General features: G+C 73.1%; 8 protein-coding genes. 5 read left to right on the top strand and 3 right to left on the bottom strand.

Features of this window, described 5'->3' with window-relative positions:
- Nucleotides 1-177: 177 nt before the first annotated feature.
- Entirely contained in the window at nucleotides 178-597 is a 420-nt protein-coding gene (locus tag ABTY61_RS33015; RefSeq protein ID WP_350508823.1) for a RidA family protein, read from the bottom strand.
- A 44-nt stretch (nucleotides 598-641) separates the two neighbouring features.
- The gene (locus tag ABTY61_RS33020; RefSeq protein WP_350508824.1) at nucleotides 642-1,148 is read right to left on the bottom strand and encodes a cupin domain-containing protein; all 507 of its coding nucleotides are present in this window, start codon (nucleotides 1,146-1,148) and stop codon (nucleotides 642-644) included.
- A gap of 85 nt (nucleotides 1,149-1,233) precedes the next feature.
- Between ABTY61_RS33020 and ABTY61_RS33025 the strand changes: the two genes are divergently transcribed.
- From ABTY61_RS33025 to ABTY61_RS33045, 5 genes are all read left to right on the top strand, one after another.
- Complete coding sequence (locus ABTY61_RS33025; RefSeq protein ID WP_350508825.1) at nucleotides 1,234-1,737, top strand: MarR family winged helix-turn-helix transcriptional regulator; 504 nt, start codon at nucleotides 1,234-1,236, stop codon at nucleotides 1,735-1,737.
- Between the two features lie 424 nt (nucleotides 1,738-2,161).
- Nucleotides 2,162-2,707: a pyridoxamine 5'-phosphate oxidase family protein gene (locus ABTY61_RS33030; RefSeq protein WP_350508826.1), complete on the top strand. Its 546-nt coding sequence runs from the start codon at nucleotides 2,162-2,164 to the stop codon at nucleotides 2,705-2,707.
- 64 nt (nucleotides 2,708-2,771) lie between these two features.
- Complete coding sequence (locus tag ABTY61_RS33035; RefSeq protein ID WP_350508827.1) at nucleotides 2,772-5,927, top strand: amino acid adenylation domain-containing protein; 3,156 nt, start codon at nucleotides 2,772-2,774, stop codon at nucleotides 5,925-5,927.
- The gene (locus ABTY61_RS33040; protein WP_350508828.1) at nucleotides 5,924-7,162 is read left to right on the top strand and encodes a cytochrome P450 family protein; all 1,239 of its coding nucleotides are present in this window, start codon (nucleotides 5,924-5,926) and stop codon (nucleotides 7,160-7,162) included. The genes ABTY61_RS33035 and ABTY61_RS33040 overlap by 4 nt, the downstream gene beginning before the upstream one ends.
- A gap of 53 nt (nucleotides 7,163-7,215) precedes the next feature.
- Nucleotides 7,216-8,508, top strand: coding sequence for a cytochrome P450 (locus ABTY61_RS33045; protein ID WP_350508829.1), 1,293 nt, complete (start codon nucleotides 7,216-7,218; stop codon nucleotides 8,506-8,508).
- Between the two features lie 154 nt (nucleotides 8,509-8,662).
- On the opposite strand, the gene ABTY61_RS33050 is transcribed toward ABTY61_RS33045, so the two are convergent.
- On the bottom strand, nucleotides 8,663-15,922 hold the full coding sequence (locus ABTY61_RS33050; protein ID WP_350508830.1) for a LamG domain-containing protein: 7,260 nt from the start codon (nucleotides 15,920-15,922) through the stop codon (nucleotides 8,663-8,665).
- Nucleotides 15,923-16,408: the final 486 nt, after the last annotated feature.

Below are 16,408 nucleotides of genomic sequence, written 5' to 3' on the forward strand. Positions count from 1 at the left end.
CGGCCCCCCCCCCCCCACCGCGGCACCCCCCGGCCCCCGCCGGCGCGCCACGTACGCCCCGCGGGCCCGGCCCCCCGCGCCGGGGCCCCGCCCCTGCTGTCGTACTGGGCGTCAATCCGGTCTGCGGCGGTGGGCGAGGGGTCCCACCGGCCGGTGGGACCCCTGCGCGTGGGCGGGTCAGCCCGCCGCGCCCGCCGTCGGCCGGACGGCGACCGCGTCGATCTCGAAGAGCATCCCCGGCAGGGCGAGCGAGGCCACCCCGCTGAGCGTCTGTGCGGGCAGCCGGTCGCCCCAGGCCGCGGCCAGGACCCTGCCGAGGACGGCCAGCTTCTCCGGGTCGTGGTCGACGATGTACGAGCCGAGCCGGACCACGTGCTCGAAGCCGAGGCCGACCCCGGCGAGCGCGGTGCGCAGGTTGGCGAGGGCGAGCTCCGTCTGGGCGGCGAAGTCGCCGGGCACCACCTGGCCGTCGGCGTCGGAGGCGTACTGGCCGGCGATGAACACCGGTTCGCCGGGCGCGGAGGCGGCGTGGCTGTAGCCGAACGGCGTCGGGTCGTGCAGGCCGGGCGGGTTGGTGATGGTGCGGGTGTCGGTCACGGGGTTCCTTTCCTGGTGTCGGGCGGGGCTCGGTGTCGGGCGGTCTACGGCTCGGACCGGGTGGTTTCCTTCCGGGCGTCGCGCCAACTCGGCGACTCCAGGAAGTGGTTGTCGAAGAGGTCCTGCTTGGCGAGCAGTTCCTCGGGCGTCGCCTCGCCCGCGCGGATCCGCTCCAGCAGGCGGAAGTAGTCGAAGCGTTCCACCCCGGGGGTGATCACGATCAGCAGGTCCACCCCGGAGTCCGGCGCCGCCGCGAAGGCATGCGGCAGATGGGGCGGCACCACCACGAGGTCGCCGCTGCGGGCGGTCACCACCTCGTTCCCGACGAGCACGTGGGCCGAGCCGTCGACGACGAAGAACAGCTCCGAGGAGCCCCCGTGGTAGTGCGGAGTGGCGCCGTCCTTGCCGCGCCCCAGCGTGACGCGCAGGGTGCTCAGGGCGCCGCCGGTGGCGCTGGAGTCCGCCAGCAGCCGCCCCTCGCCGCCGGGCATTCCGACGGTCTCGGCTTCGTCGCCCCGCACCACCACGGCTTCCGGTCCGATCAACGTCATTGGCCTCTCCCCACAGTGAGCACTCCAGTAGTTCCATGGCTGATAGTACTACGTCTAACTATCTTCCATCGAATAACATTCCTCCATGGATCACGTGGACGTCATGCTCGACCAGTGGAGCCGGGAGCGCCCGGACCTCGACCTGGCCGCGGTCGGCACCCTCGGCCGCCTCGGCCGCCTCGCGCTGCTCGCGGGCCGGGTCGTCGAAGAGGTGTTCAAGCAGCACGGCCTCCAGCGCGGCGAGTTCGACGTTCTCGCCACCCTGCGCCGCTCCGGCGCGCCGTACGAACTGATGCCCTCCGAACTCGCCGAGCTGCTGCTGATGTCGCGAGCCGGCATGACCAGCCGGATCGACCGGCTGGAATCGGCGGGCCTGGTGGAACGCCGCACCGACCCGGCGGACCGGCGCAGCGTCCGCATCGCTCTCACCGCAGCCGGACGCGCCCTCGTGGACTCCGCCTTCACCGACCACGCGGCCAACGAGACCGCGCTGCTCTCCGCCCTCTCGGGCGGGGAGCGGGCCACCCTGGACGGGCTCCTGCGCAAACTGCTCGCCGACGTCGAGGGCGCGCAGAGTCCGGCGCCCTGACGGCCCCGCCCGCCACCCCCGCCGGAGGTCCGGTCACCCGGGACTGCCGGCGGAACGGTCGCGGTGTTCCGGGCCGCGGGGTGGCCGGACGAGGCCTGCTGACGGGAGGGCCCGGTGGGGGTGGTGGTGAAGTTCGGGCTGGTTCAAGCCACTGAGTGACATGTTCACGACAGTAGAGGGATCTCTCCGTAATCGTACGTGTCAGTAGCGTCATGCTGTTCCTACGGAGACGAACGGGCCGCCGGGTCGCACCGGCGGTCCGTCGTCGTGTCCGGCGGCGCAGCCACGCGATCGGGTGGCCGTCGTCCCGTCGTCCCGCCTTCCGCGCACGCGCTGCGCCCTCCGGCCCGGCCATGGCTGCCGAGCAGCGGCCGCGGGCTGCAACTTCCTGATGAGTAAAGGGGATTGACCGATGCTGCCCACCATGTCGCAGAACGACCGGGAGAGCTTCCTCGCCGACCGTCGAGTCGGGGTGCTGAGCGTCGCGGACCCCAGAGACGGCGACCGGGCGCCCCTGAGCGTGCCGGTCTGGTACGGCTACGAGCCCGGGGGCGAGATCCTCGTCCAGACGGGGCGCGAGACGGTCAAGGGCCGACTGCTGCGCGCCGCCGGCCGGTTCAGCCTCTGCGTGCAGGACGAGCGGCGGCCCTACCGGTACGTGAGCGTGGAGGGGCCGGTCGTGACCGTCGAGGACCCGGTCCCGCCGGCCGTCCGGGACGCCTTGGCGCACCGCTACCTGGAGCCGGACGAGGCCCGCGGCTACCTGGAGGCCACGGCCGACCAGCTCAAGGACGACATCCTGTTCCGGCTGCGGCCGCAGCGCTGGCGGACCGCCGACTTCTCGGCCTTCGCCGCCGACTTCGCCGAGCCCGGCGAGCGCGCTTCCGGAGCCGCCGCTGACGCCGCCGCCGCAGCCGATGTCGCCGCCGCCGACGCCGTTGCCGAACCCGCCGCCGACAGCGCGGACTGACCTGCGCGCCGTCGGCACCGGCCTCATGGCCGCGGCCGGCGGGCCCACTCGCCGAGAAGGACCCATGACCGATATCGATGTCTCGTCACGCCCGCTCCACCTCCCGGCCCCCCGCCCCGCGGCCCGCGCCTCCCACCAGGACCGGCCGCAGGACCTCACCCTCCAGGACCTCACCCTCCCGGAGCTCTTCGCCCGGCAGGCGGCCGCGCACCCCGACGCCCCAGCGGTCCAGCACCGCGAACGCGTCCTGAGCTACGGCCGGCTTGACGCGGGGTCGACCGCCTTGGCCGCCCGACTGCTGGCCGCGGGCATCACCCCCGGCGAACCCGTCGGAGTGTGCGGCAGCCGGTCCCCGGAGGCGCTGATAGCCCTGCTGGGCATCCTCAAGGCCGGCTGCGCGTACGTCCCGCTGGACGACGACCTGCCACCGGCCCGGCTGCGCGCCATGGCCGAGGACGCCGGGCTGCGCGCCGCCGTCACCCTACCCGGCACCGAACGCCCGGTCCGCGGCCTGCGGGTGAGCATCCCGGCCGTCGACGACGGCGACCCCGCCCCCGCGCCCGTTCGGACCGCCGACGTCCGGTCCGCCCCCACCGACTGCGCCTACGTCGCCTTCACCTCCGGCACCACCGGCCGCCCCAAGCCCGTGGCGATCCCGCAGCGCGGCGTCGCCCGGCTGGTCCTGGCCGACCGCGAGCTGCCCCCGCCCGGGCCCGGCGACCGGATCCTGCACGGCTACGGCCTGTCCTCGGACGCCTCGACCATCGAGATCTGGGGCGCCCTGCTCACCGGCGCCTGCCTGGTGATCGCCGACCGCGAGGAACTCCTCTCGCCGACCGCGCTGGAGCACCTGCTGCGCAGCCGGGGCGTCACCGTCGCCTACCTGACCACGAGCGTCTTCCATCTGCTCGCCCGGACCAGCCCGCGGGCGATGGCGGGCCTGCGCTTCGTCTCGGCCGGCGGCGAGGCGATGGACCCGCGTCTGGCGAACGCCGTCCTCGCCGCCTGCCCCGGCACCACCGTGGTCAACTTCTACGGCCCGACCGAGAACTCGGTGGTCTCCACCGCCCACGTCGTCCGCCCGCTGCCCGAGGACGCCGCGGGTGTCCCGATCGGCCGACCGTACGCCGGCACCACCTGCCACGTCCTGCGCGCCGACGGCACACCCGCGCCGCCGGGGGAGGAGGGCGAGCTGTACGTCGGTGGCGACGGGCTGGCCCTCGGCTATCCGGGCGACGACCGGCTGACCGCGGAGCGGTTCGTCCGCCTGCCGCAGGTCGAACCCGGCGGCCGGCTCTACCGCACCGGCGACCGGGTCGTCCGCAACGCCGACGGCCTGCTGGAATACCGCGGCCGCGCCGACCGCCAGGTCAAGCTGCGCGGCGCGCGGATCGAGCTCGACGAGGTGGAGGCCCGGCTGCGCGCCCACCCGGCCGTGGCCGAGGCCGTCGTCGAGGCCGACGGGGACGCGCTGACCGCCTACCTCACCCCCACCGCCCCGGGAGCGGACCTGCCGTTGCCTGAACTGCGCGGCCACTGCGCCCGCTGGCTGCCCCCGCAGGCCGTCCCGGTGCTGGTCGCCCTCGACCGCTTCCCGGTGACCAGCGGTGGCAAGGTGGACCGCAAACGCCTACGCGCCGTCCCCGTCACCGCTGCCACCGCCGCCGCCGCCGTCACCGCCGCCGTCACCGAGGACGCATCGGCGCAGGAGCGGCCGGCCGAAGGGCTCGCCGGGCTCCTCGCCGGCATCTGGCAGCAGGTGCTGCGCACCAGGCCCGCCCCCGAGGACGACTTCTTCCACCTCGGCGGCGACTCACTGCTCGCCTCCGAGGCCGTCACCCGGACCCTGGCCGCCCTCGGCCTCGATGCCGCGCTCAGCTCCACCCTCATCCGGGCCCTGCTCACCGCGCCCACCCTGGCGCGCTTCACCGAGGCCGTCCGCGCCGCCCGCGAGGGCGCCCCGGCCGGCGCCGGGGAGAGCACCGTCGACTTCGCCCGGGAGACCGAACTCGGCTTCCGCCTCCCGCCCGCCCAGGGCCCCGCACCCCGCCCCCAGGACCCGAAGGACGTCCTGCTCACCGGCGCCTCCGGCTTCGTCGGCGCCTTCCTCCTCGCCACCCTGCTGCGCCGCACCGCCGCCCGCGTCCACTGCCCGGTCCGCGCCGCCAGTGCGGCCCACGCCGAACAGCGCGTGCGCACCGCGCTGGCCCGCTACGGCCTGCGGCTCGACGAGGCCGACCGGCAGCGGCTGGAGTGCTTCCCCGCCGACCTCGCCGAGCCCGGCCTCGGACTCCCGGCCGAGCACCTCGCCGACCTCGCCGGCCGACTCGACCTGATCGTCCACAACGGCGCCCAGGTCAACTTCCTCTACCCGTACGAACAGCTGCGCGCCCCCAACGTGGACGGCACCCGCGAGATCATCCGACTCGCCGCGCCCCGCCGCGTCCCGGTCCACTTCCTGTCGACCGTCGCCGTGGTCGCCGGCTCCGGCGCGGCCGGGGTGCGCGAAGCCGCCGAGGACGCCCCACTGGCCCACGCCGACGGGCTCACCATGGGCTACGCCGAGAGCAAGTGGGTGGCGGAAGGGGTGCTGCGCCGCGCCGCGGAGCAGGGACTGCCGGTGGCCGTCCACCGCCCGTACGAGGTGACGGGGGACCAGGCGAGCGGAGTGAGCAACACCGAGACCGCGATCTGCTCCCTGTTCCGGACGATCGCCGAGACCGGGCTGGCCCCGGACATCGCCCTGCCGATGGACTTCGTCCCGGTCGACCACCTCGCCGAGGCCGTGGTCCACATCGCCACCCGGCGGGACGCCGACGGCCGCACCTACCACCTCACCAACCCCCGCCCCGCGATGCTCTCGGACGTCATCGACCGGATGCGGGCAGCCGGCTGCGCGGTGCGCACCCTGCCCTACCCGGAGTGGGTCGACGAGCTGGTCCGGCACGTCGCCGCGAACCCCACGAGCGCCACCGCCCCCTTCGTGTCGCTGTGCGTGGACCGCAGCCGCACCGCCGACATGTCCGTCAAGGAGCTGTACTTCGAGGGCACCTTCCCGGTGCTCGGCCGGCACAACGCCGAGGCCGCCCTCGCGGACAGCGGGCTGCGCTGCCCGCCGGTCGACTCCGCCCTGCTGGACCGGTACCTGGAGTACTTCTTCAGCTCCGGCTACCTCCAGCGCCCGATCACCACCGCCGCCGTCCGGGAGGGCACCCGATGACCGACACCGCCGTCCCCGCCCCCATCCCCGTCCCCGAGGTGACGCCCGGCACTGCCGGACCGCCCTGCGGCTACGCCCGGCTGCGCGCCGAACAGCCCGTCGTCCAGGCGGAGTTGCCCAACGGTGAGACCGCGTGGCTGCTCAGCCGCTACGAGGACGCCCGCGCCGCCTTCGCCGACCCCAGGCTGGTGCGGCCCCTGTTGTCCGCCTGGCCGCCCGTCGAGGGCGACGACGCGCCGCCGCCCTGCCTGCCGACCTTCCTGGAGATGCGGGGCGAGCACCACGAGCGCGTGCGGCGTGCCGTCCTGCCGCTGTTCGGCCGCGGGCGCCTGGAGTTCATGCGGCCCCGCATCCGCGCCATCGCGGCGGAACTGATCGACGCCATGACGGCCGGCTCGCCCGACCGCACGGCCGACCTGGTGGCCGGCTACGTCGAACCGCTGCCGCTGCGCGTGCTGTGCGAGACCATCGGCCTCCCGCACGAGGACCGCGACCGCTACCTCCCGCACACCCTCACCCTGCTCAGCGCCGCCGGGCTGGCCATGGACGAGATCCTCGCCGCGCTGTACGCCCTCCAGGACTACGCCTCGGAGCTGATCACCCGCAAGGAGGAGGAAGAGGGGGAAGAGGGGGAAGCACCGCAGGACGGCGACTACATCCGACTGCTGCTCGCCGAGACCCGCCGCCCCGGCAGCGAGCTGGTCCGGGACGACGTGGTGAGCTTCGTCGTCACGATGCTGATGGCCGGCTACAAGACCAACATGCAGCACACCGGCAACGCGCTGCTCACCCTCCTCACCCATCCCGACCAGCTCCGCCGGCTGCGCGACGAACCCGCCGGGACCGCCACCGCCGTGGACGAACTGCTCCGCCACGTACCGCTGATGAACGCGATCAACATCCTCGTCGCGGAGCAGGACCTCACCCTCCACGGGCAGCGGATCCGGGCCGGTGACGCCGTCGTCCCGGTGCCCGCCTCCGCCAACCGCGACCCCGAGGCGTTCACCGACCCCGACCGCCTCGACCTCACCCGCACGCCCAACCCGCACATCGCCTTCGGCCACGGCCCGCACGCCTGCACCGGCGCACACCTGACCCGCATGCAACTGGCCGTCGTGATCCAGGTACTGCTGGAGAAGCTGCCCGGCGTCGAACTCGCCGAGCCCGCCGAGTCGCTGCCCTGGGACGAGACCACCCCGCTGCGCGCCCCGGCCCGGCTGCCGGTGCGCTGGTGACGACGGCATCGACGCCGCGCACCCCCATCCCCGTACAGAAAGGACCGCGCCACATGAGCGCACCCCAGGCGCCCGCCACTACCGGCGAGGCTGCGGACGGCACGCCGGACGGCACCCCGGACGCGGGCTCCCTGCCCCGCTACCCGTTCAGCACCGACGGCGACCGCCTCGCCCCCGAACTGGACGAACTCCGCAGCCGCTGCCCCGTCGCCCGGGTGCGGACCAACTCCGGCGGCGAGGCGTGGTTGGTCACCGGCTACGAGCTGGCCCGTGACGTCCTGCGGGACCGCGCCTTCGCCCGCTCCGTACTCGGCGAGGCCGACAGTCCGACCCAGGACGCCCCGATCCTGGCGCCCGAACTGCTGGACGCCATGAACCACCTCCAGCAGGCCGGACTGCGCGACGAAGTGCTCACCGCACTCGGCCGCAACCAGCCCGAACTGCCCGCCGACTGGGTCGCCGAGGTCACCCTCGAAGGCCTGGAGCGGATGGTCGCCGAGGGCGCGCCGGGCGACCTGCAGCGCCACTTCGCCGAGTGGGTCGCCGCACAGTGCCTGTGCCGGCTGCTCGGCCTGCCGTTCGCGGACCGGGAGTGGCTCGCGGAGCGAGCCGACAAGGACCTCACCATGGCGACGTACTCCGACGAGGAACTCGCCGTCAACTGGGAGGAGATCCGCTCCTACATGGCCGCCTTCCTGGCCGCCCGCACCCCGGGGCGGCCGCGCGGCCTGGCCGACCGGCTCGCCGACCTGAACGCCGAGCGGAACCTGAACGCCGAGCAGCAGGGGCTGTACGCCGAGCAGCAGGGGCTGAGCGACGAGCAGCTGTCCAACATCGTCTCGGTGCTCTTCGTCAGCGGCTACGAGGACTTCGCCAGCTTCCTGGGCGTCGCCGCCGTCAACCTCCTCCAACACCCCGAGGCGATGGCGGAGTTGCGGGAGAGCCCGGAGGCGACACCCCGGCACGTGGAGGAACTGCTGCGGTGCAGCGTCGTGCTCGGCAACGCGATCCCGCGCTTCGTCACCGAGGACACCTCCCTGGGCGGCGAACAGGTCAGGGCCGGCGACCTGATCCTGCTCTCCCTGGACGCCGCCAACTTCGACCCCGGCACGTTCGCCGACGCCGAGCGGTTCGAGCCCGCCCGCTCGCCCAACCCCCACCTGCGCTTCGGCCACGGCCGCCACCACTGCCCCGGCGCCCACCTGGTGCGGCGGCAGTCCGACACGGCCTTCCGGGTCCTGCTCCAGCGGTTCCCGGGGCTGCGCCTGGCCGTGCCCCTGGACGAAGTCCCCTGGCACCCCGACCGGATGGCCATCATGGCCGCCGCCGTCCCGGTCACCTGGTGACCTGACCCGGTGTCCGTATCCAAGAACTCTTCGGGCAGGCAGCAGATCTCCCCGAACCTGCACGTCAGCGGTGCGAACGTCCTCTGAGAGACGACGACTCCCGTGCGGGTCGCGGCAGTCGAGCCGCGTCCCGCACGGGAGGTCCGATGGATCGTCAGGCGACGGTCAGGTCGTACGGACCGGCCAGCACCAGGTAGCCGTCATTGGCCAGCAGCCACAACTGGTACTTCCCGGCGCCGAGCCCCCGGGAGTCGGGGATCGAGACAGTGCCGTCGGCGTTCGGGGTGTACTGCCAGTGCAGCGAGCCGGCGTTGAGGGCCGCGCCGGGGCGGTAGATGCCGACCCAGTTCTTCGGCATCACCTGGTCCGCCGGGATGCTGTACCCGACGGAGATGTCGGTGCCCTGGGGGCTGGTGGCGGGCACGGTCAGCGCGGCCTTCGGCGCGGCGGGCGTCGGGGTCGGGATGGGCGTCGGGGTGGTGGCGGGCGTGCCGGTGCTGACGGCCCTGCCGGGCAGGGCCAGCGGGCCGCCGCTGTCGGAGAGTTGGTAGTACGCGGCCAGGCGTTCGGTGATGGTGGCGGTGTGCGGGACGAGGGTCGGGAAGTTGGCGGTGAGCACCGTGGCGGTGGCCGCGGTCAGCTCGGCGAGCCCGCGGGTGGCGCCGGTCAGGTACGGCTCCAGCTTCTGGAACAGCTGGTGGTCGCTGGTGAGGTTGAGCGCGCCAAGCGCCTTGGCGTAGCCGGGGGCGCCGGGCGAGCTGGTGTCGAGGACGCGGCTGACGTAGGTGACGCGGTGCATGACGCGCCAGCACGGGGGCTTGCGGTCGGCCTGTCGGGCCTTGGCGAGTTCCCGGGCGTGCGGGTGGGGGTTGTTCTCCAGCCATTCGGGGTCGACGACCTTGCCGTAGAAGTCCTCGAAGTTGTCGCTGGAGGTGTCGAGGTAGAAGGTCATGAACCGGTAGGCGTCCACCCGGCCGGGGGTGAGTACGGGCTTGTTCTTGGCGTCGAAGACGGGGTTCCCGGCGGAGTCCTGCTTCTGCAGGTCACCGTTGGGCTTGGCGGTGACGTCCAGGCTGAAGGTGCGGCTGGAGTCCTTGGACTTGCGGCGGGTGAGGCTGAATCCGCCGCCGATGGCGAGCTCGTATCCGGCGTCGAAGCCGATCCCGGCGGCCTCGAACGTGCCGCTGCTGGAGTAGGTGGCGCCCATGGTGAGGCTGTACTCGCCCGCGGTCGTCTGCACGACCTGGTCGGTGGTGCTGGTGACCTCGGAGAACAGGCCGCCCGCCGCCGTCCACACATAGGTGTTGACGATGTTGCGCTTCGCCGCGGACTTTCCGGCGGCGCGGGCCTTGGCGGCGTCGCCGCTCGCGGCGGTCAGGCCGGTGCTGCCGGTGCCGCCCATCATGCCCTTGAGCACCCGGTCGGCGGCCGCGGCGATCGGGTCGGGGCTCAGCGGGTGGGAGTTCACCGACTCGTAGAAGCCCTGGAGTTGGCGTTCCTCGCGCTGGATCCGGCGCCTGAGCGCGTAGGCCTCCTTGGGCCGGAAGTAGCTGAACCCGGTGCCGGTGCCCGCCTTCGGGAAGTCGGGGTCGGGGAACGACTGCAGGGCGCCGGTGGCGGGGTCGGCGGCGAAGCCGACCACGCCGTCGAGGGTGCCCTGCTTGGTGTACTGCGGGTTGATCGGGAACGGGATGATGTTCCAGTCGGTGGGGATGTCGGGGTTGGGGATCATCCGGTAGGCGACCAGCGCGCCGTTGTGCTTCAGCCGCAGCGCGTACTGGTCCGCGGTGTCGGACTGGACGAACGCGAAGCCGGTGTTGGCGGGCACCCAGCGGCGGCCGGCCGTGGGGTTGACCTGCTTCTTGGCGTCGTCGGGCTCCCAGGAACCGGTCAGGGAGACCTCGCTGGTGCGGGTGATGGTGGCGCCCTGGGTGACTTGGGTCTCGCCGCTCCAGCCCCAGCTCTGCTTGATCTCCGCGCTGACGCCGGCGGTGGCCGAGCCGCTGGAGGCGCGTTTTGCGGTGCCGGCGCCCAGCGGCGCGGCGACGATGTAGGTGTCGTCGCTGACCGAGCCCTTGAAGTAGGCCTTCGCCGAGGCGTCGAAGCTGCCCTTGCTCTCTCCGGCCAGCGTGTCGGTGACGGTGTTGGCCTGGACGAACTTCACCGAGGACGCGTCCTTGAAGTCGTCCGAGGTGCCCTTGATCAGGTTCTCCGACGGGACGGGCGGCGCGCCTTCGAGGTAGCCGACCAGTTGCGGCGCGAACTGCGCCTGGCCGACCCAGGTGGTGACCAGGTCACCGACCTTGTACCCGGTGGTGAGGTTCCAGGCGCCGTCCCGGATCGCGGAGTAGGCGCGCTTCATCACGCCGAACCGCAGCCCCTGCGAGTCGGTCTGCAGGTCGGCGTACTCGCCGGCCTGCGGGGTGGCACTGATGCGGCGCTGGAAGACGGTGCGGGTGCCGGTCAGCGCGGAGCGGACCTGGGCGGTGTCGTCGCTGATCGGGGCGTGTGAGATCAGCACATCGGGCACCGGAGAGGACGGGTAGAGGTGGCAGCCCGCCGGTCCGGCGTCGAGGACCTTCACCTCGGCCGTCGTACTGTCCAGGTCGATCGGGTAGTAGGCGAGCAGGTCCTCGTTCACCGTCCGCAGGCGGGTGAACATGTTGTCGAGGATCTGCTCCTGGGTACGGCAGGTCCGCCACACCCGCAGCTCGTCCAGACCGCCGTCGAGCAGCTGGCTCCAGCTGCCGTCGCGGCGCTGCATCGCGCCGACGGTGACCTGCGGGGCACCGAAGTCCGTGAGCGCAACGTTGTTGTCGGTCGTGCCGACGGAGGGGACTCCGTTGTAGTACAGGGTGATCGTGTTGCCCCGGGGGTCGGGGGTGCGGACCCGGGCGGCGCCGCGCAGCTGGGCGGGGTAGGTGCCGCAGGCGTCCGCGGTGACGGCTCCGGTGCGCTCCGGGAAACGCCACCAGGCGAGCAGGCCCTTCTCGTCCGGGGCGACCGCCCAGACGCCGATCTCCTCGGCACTGCGGACGACGTTCCAGATCCGCACCTGCGACAGGATGCCGCGGAACCCGAACGCGGTGGTGCCGACGCGGTACCGGCCGATCTCGCAGTTGGCGTCGTTGCCGATCGACTTGGCGCCCTTGAAGGTGCCGGAGTCCCCGCCCGCTGTCGTCCCGTCGACGTTGAACCGGATCTTGATCTCGCCGGTGACCGGGTCCGGGGCGGACCGGGTGACGGCGACCTTGGTGAACTGCCCCAGCGGCACGGGGGTCGCGGACGTGTACGTCCTGACGGATCCGGCCCGTCCGTCACCGGATTCGAAGGCGAACGCCAGCTTCCCGTCGCCGGTGAGGTAGAAGGCGTACGGAACGGCGTCGTCGAGGCCGGTCTCCAGGGCGCCCTTGCTGACCAGGCCCTGCGGGGTGCCGAACCTGTCGACCTTGAGGAACGCCTCGATGGTCAGCTCGCCCGCCAGGTCCAGGCTGTCGGGGCCGCCGGCGTCCAGGTGGCCGGTGCCGTCCAGGGAGACCGCCCAGTCCTGCCGGAAGCTCACGCCGACGTGGCTCCACTCGCCCACCGGGAAGGCGGCCTTGCTGGTGATCGCCTGGGTGCCCACGGCGGCCGACACCTGGAAGCTGTAGGGCGCGGACGGCTCGTAGAAGGAGAGCGGCCCGTTCGGGGTTCCGTCGTGGCTGTTCCCGGTCCGGTCCTTGGTCTGGCCGTCGGGGAACGTCCAGTACGCCAGCAGCCCCTGCTCGGCCCCGGTCATCCGGCGCTTGGCCGAGACCAGAATCTCGCCCGGGGTGCGGGCCCGGCCCCAGACCCGGAACTCGTCGGACCAGCCCGGGGTGCAGCCCAGCAGCGTGGAGGCGGTCTGCCGGTAGGCCGTCCTGGCGATGTCCTGGGCGACCTGCACGCCGTCGCGGTACAGCGTGCGGCGCCGGGTGGCGGCCTCGTACACCGCGCTCCAGCAGTGCCAGCCGAGGTCGTCCTGGCCGCCGGACAGCCGGTCCGCGCCGCCGCTCGCGTCGCGCCAACCGAAGGAAACCTGTCCGGACGCCTGGAGAGCGAACTCCAACGAGGGCGCCCCGGCCACGAACGTGGTGTGCCAGAAGACCAGGCCGTCCGAGCCCGGCTCGCGACGTGCCCAGAACTCGATGGTGAAGTCGCTTCCGCCCAGGGCGATCCGACTGCCGCAGTTGAGGTGGCCGCCGTTGGAGCGCATCGCACTCCGGTCGCTCGTCGCGGTGAGCGCCAGCGCGTACGGGACGTCACCGGAGTTGGCCTGCCAGATCCGGCTCCGGCCGTCGACCGAGGCCGGGTTGACCCAGGCCTCCACGGTGAAGTTCCCGTCCGGGGAGACGTTCGGCCACTTGCCGCTGGGCAGCGTCAGGCGCTGGCCGTTCTTGCCGAAGTTCAGCGCCCGGCCCGGGGCGTCGCCCCGCCAGCGCGGCAGCAGGGGCTGCGCGCCGTCGGCGGCCGTGCCGTCGGCGACCTGCTGGTCGGCGGCGACGCCGACGGTGGAGACGCCGAGGATCCGGGAGCCGGCGGCGAGCGAGACGCCCGGCGCGGTGCAGGTGGCCCTCGCGTAGTCGTACAGCGCCGAGTAGAGGTCCTGTCCGCGGGTGTCGGCGAGGCCGCCGACGGTCAGCGTGATCTTGTTGCTGCCGGTGGCGACGGTGCCCGCGACGGTGCGCAGCCGGCCGCCGATGGCGACGGCCGAGCCTGCGGCCAGGCCCTGGGTGAGCGGTTCGGCGAGTTCCACGACGGCGTCCTGCGCGGCGCTGATCCGGCCGAGCAGGGCGCCCGCGATCCGGCGGCCGTTCAGCACCCGGGCGAAGTCGCCCGCCGCGCGCGGCACTTCGGGGAACCGTTCGACGGTCGTGCCCGCCGTCACGGTGACGGTGCAGGTGTCGGCGGTGCCGCCGGCGGCGACGGTGACGGCGAAGTCGGCCAGCCGGGCGCCCGGATCACGGCTGATCAGGGAGACAGCGCCGGTGCCCGCGGTCAGCTTGCGGGCGGCGCGGGAGACCGTGGTGGGGTAGTAGACGGAGAAGAACTGCCCGTCGGCGCCCGCGTAGTAGAGCACCACGTCGCCGTTGGCGCTGTCCAGCAGGGACGGCGCCCGGTCGCTCCAGGCGAAGGTCAGCAGCGCGCCGTACGCGCTCAGGCCGCCCCGGTCGACGGCGACCCGCGGCATCGGCACCTGCACCTCGGCGGCGCCCTTCAGTCCGCCGGAAACCAGGGCCAGCTCCGCTTCGGCGGCGGCGACCTGGGCCTGGTCCTGGCCGATCCGGGCCTGCGCGGCGTACCTCTCCTGCAGCCCGTCGATCCACACGTCACGCTCGGACCGGCGGTTGCCCTTGTCCTTGAGGTAGTCGATGTAGCTCAGGGCGCCCGGCAATCCGTCGACGAGCTTGCGGTCGTTGCCCAACTGGATCCGGGCGGTGTCGAGCTTCGTCTGGGCGGCGGCCAGCTGGTCGTAGTTGTTGCCGGTCGCGGGCGGGCCGACCGGGTCGAGTGCCAGTTCGCGGGGGACGGCGGCGAGCCGCCCGCCCCGGTCGAGCGCGAAGTCCAAGGTGCACAGGTAGCTGCGGCCCGTGATGCCGTCCTTCAGCGGCGGCCCGGAGGTGGCGCAGGCCAGCAGGACGCGGGCCTGGCGCTTCTCGGTGGCGACGCTGCCGTAGCCGGAGGCCTGCGTCTCCTGCTGGAAGTAGAGCGTGGCGCTCAGGCCGCCGACCACCTCGCGGCCCTTGATCGTGAACATGTCGCGGGACAGCCCTGCACCGTCGCCGATGGGGGCGTCCGAGCCGACCCAGGTCGCCCCCTTGACGCTCGCGTCGCGGCGGCGGTCGCAGAGGTTGGCGGCGACGGCGCCGACGCCCTCGTCCATCCGCAGGTAGCCGACCAGGCCGGGTTCGGTGCCGATCTGGCGCCGGCCGCGGTCGGCGAGGTCGGCGGCGCTCCGGGCCTGGTTCCAGATCCGCACCTCGTCGAGGTCGCCGGCCCATCCGTTGACCTGCGCCCCGTTGTTCCAGGAGGTGCCCAGTACGTTCGCGGACGCCGGGACCGGCGCGGTCGGCACGGTGGTCCGGCCGACTTCGGCGCCGTCGACGAACAGCGCGACCTCGCTGCCCTTGACGACCATCGCCACGTGGGCGTAGACGCCGGGGGTCAGGGCCTGCTTGCCCGTCAGTGCCCAGCCCCGGGGGCCGCAGCCGGCGGTCAACCGGTACTGCCCGTCCAGGCCGAGGTGGAAGCCGGTGGGCACGCTCTCGTCGAGCGAGGCGAGGATGGTGCCGGCGGGCGCGGTGGGCTTCACCCAGGCCTCGAAGGTGCAGCCGCCGGTCGGCGCGGGCAGCCCGTCGGTGCCGATCCGCACGTCGGCGGCGGTGCCGGCGGTGAACCGCAGCGCTGTGCCGGCTCGGTCGGTGGTGGCGGGGACGGGGATCAGCGGGCGGCCGGTGTTCGGGTCGGTGCCGGGTTCACGCTCCAGCACGGACTTGCGGTACCGCGGGTCGGGGCTGGTGTACAGCTGGGTACCGGCGGTGTCGAACAGGCCGTCCTCGGACTGCTCGCAGTTGTACGACTCGATGCGCTTCTCGGCGGCGTTGTTGACGAACAGCTGCCAGCGCGAGGCGCCCTCGACCTCGGTCGGCAGCAGCATCACGGCGTACCCGCCGTCGGTCAGCTGCGGCACGAACGACAGCCTGGTGGTGGGCTCGTAGAACTGCTTGCCGTCCATGTCGCGAGTGCCGAGCGTGTCGGTGCCGCCGGCCGCCGGCCGGTACTTGCTGCGCGAGCGCTGGTAGCGGGCCTCCACCACGGGTTTGAGCGCCGAGCCGACCAGCGCGTACCGGTCGCACAGCAGCGAGGAGTCGGCGGCCGGCACCTTCGCCCCGCCGTCCTTCAGGTAGTCGGTCCGCTTCGGGTCGCCGGACAGCGTTCTGCCGGTGGTCCGGTACACCGCGTCGGCGTGCCCGGCCTCGACGGACTGCCGGAACACCAGGATGTAGCGGCCGTCCGAGAGCACCTGGATCGGCACCGGCGCGGTCAGCCGCGCGGTGGTCGACAGGAAGGGGTCGGTCTCCGCGCCGAACAGCTCCTGCGGCCGGATCTCGGCCGTCCCGCCGGCCCTGACCGTCGGCAGCGGGTACGTCATCGGCACGTCTTCGTACGGGTCGACGAACTCGGTCGGGAACGGCAGCAGGGCCGGCTCCGCGTTCCAGTACGCCGCGTCCAGGTCGCCCTTCTTGGCGTCCGCCTGTTCGAGGTCGAGCACGCTGTAGTAGATCCGTCGCCTGTCGTCCATGGCGAACGCCACGGTCGTCCCCAGGTGGCGCACCATCGCCGTGGACACGTAGGTCCGGTCCCGGTACGTCCTCACCAAAGCCTTGTCGCGCAAGCGCTCCACTTCCCCCCTGCTACGGCCCGCCGGGCATGCCGGGGCCGGATCGTGTCCAACGACGTGTGCGCGCCCCCGATTCGGGGCGGTGGAACCCGCGGCAGGGCATCCGAGGTGCCAGGACGCCGCTGACCGCGGCAGTGCAGTGATGTGCCACAGAAACCGGGCGGTTCGATTCGAACCGACATCCGCTCACGGCATCCTATGCGCCCGCTCCACGGCCGGAAGGAGAAGTTCCGATTCTGGCCACCGGTTGACCGAAGAACGCTCACCATCCGAACCTGATGGACCGTCAATCATACGGCCCTGCGCCGAATCCGCGCCGTTCCCGCCGCCGGGTCGATCCCGGTGCACGGGGGGCGCACGGTCGTGCTGGTCGGCGCGCAGCCGCGGCCGGTGCCGCAACTGCGCGCCGCCGGTCGCTCAGTGCAGGAGTTCGAGCGCGCTGTCCGCGTCGTTGACGAAGTAGACCGCGCCCCGGTCGAG

Source organism: Kitasatospora sp. NPDC096128, assembly GCF_040303105.1.
Classification (GTDB): domain Bacteria; phylum Actinomycetota; class Actinomycetes; order Streptomycetales; family Streptomycetaceae; genus Kitasatospora.

Excerpts from the sequence above, each read along its gene's own strand:
- ABTY61_RS33020 (WP_350508824.1), bottom strand. The coding sequence starts at position 1,148 with ATGACGTTGATCGGACCGGAAGCCGTGGTGGTGCGGGGCGACGAAGCC.
- ABTY61_RS33025 (WP_350508825.1), top strand. The coding sequence starts at position 1,234 with ATGGATCACGTGGACGTCATGCTCGACCAGTGGAGCCGGGAGCGCCCG.
- ABTY61_RS33030 (WP_350508826.1), top strand. The coding sequence starts at position 2,162 with ATGTCGCAGAACGACCGGGAGAGCTTCCTCGCCGACCGTCGAGTCGGG.
- ABTY61_RS33035 (WP_350508827.1), top strand. The coding sequence starts at position 2,772 with ATGACCGATATCGATGTCTCGTCACGCCCGCTCCACCTCCCGGCCCCC.
- ABTY61_RS33040 (WP_350508828.1), top strand. The coding sequence starts at position 5,924 with ATGACCGACACCGCCGTCCCCGCCCCCATCCCCGTCCCCGAGGTGACG.
- ABTY61_RS33045 (WP_350508829.1), top strand. The coding sequence starts at position 7,216 with ATGAGCGCACCCCAGGCGCCCGCCACTACCGGCGAGGCTGCGGACGGC.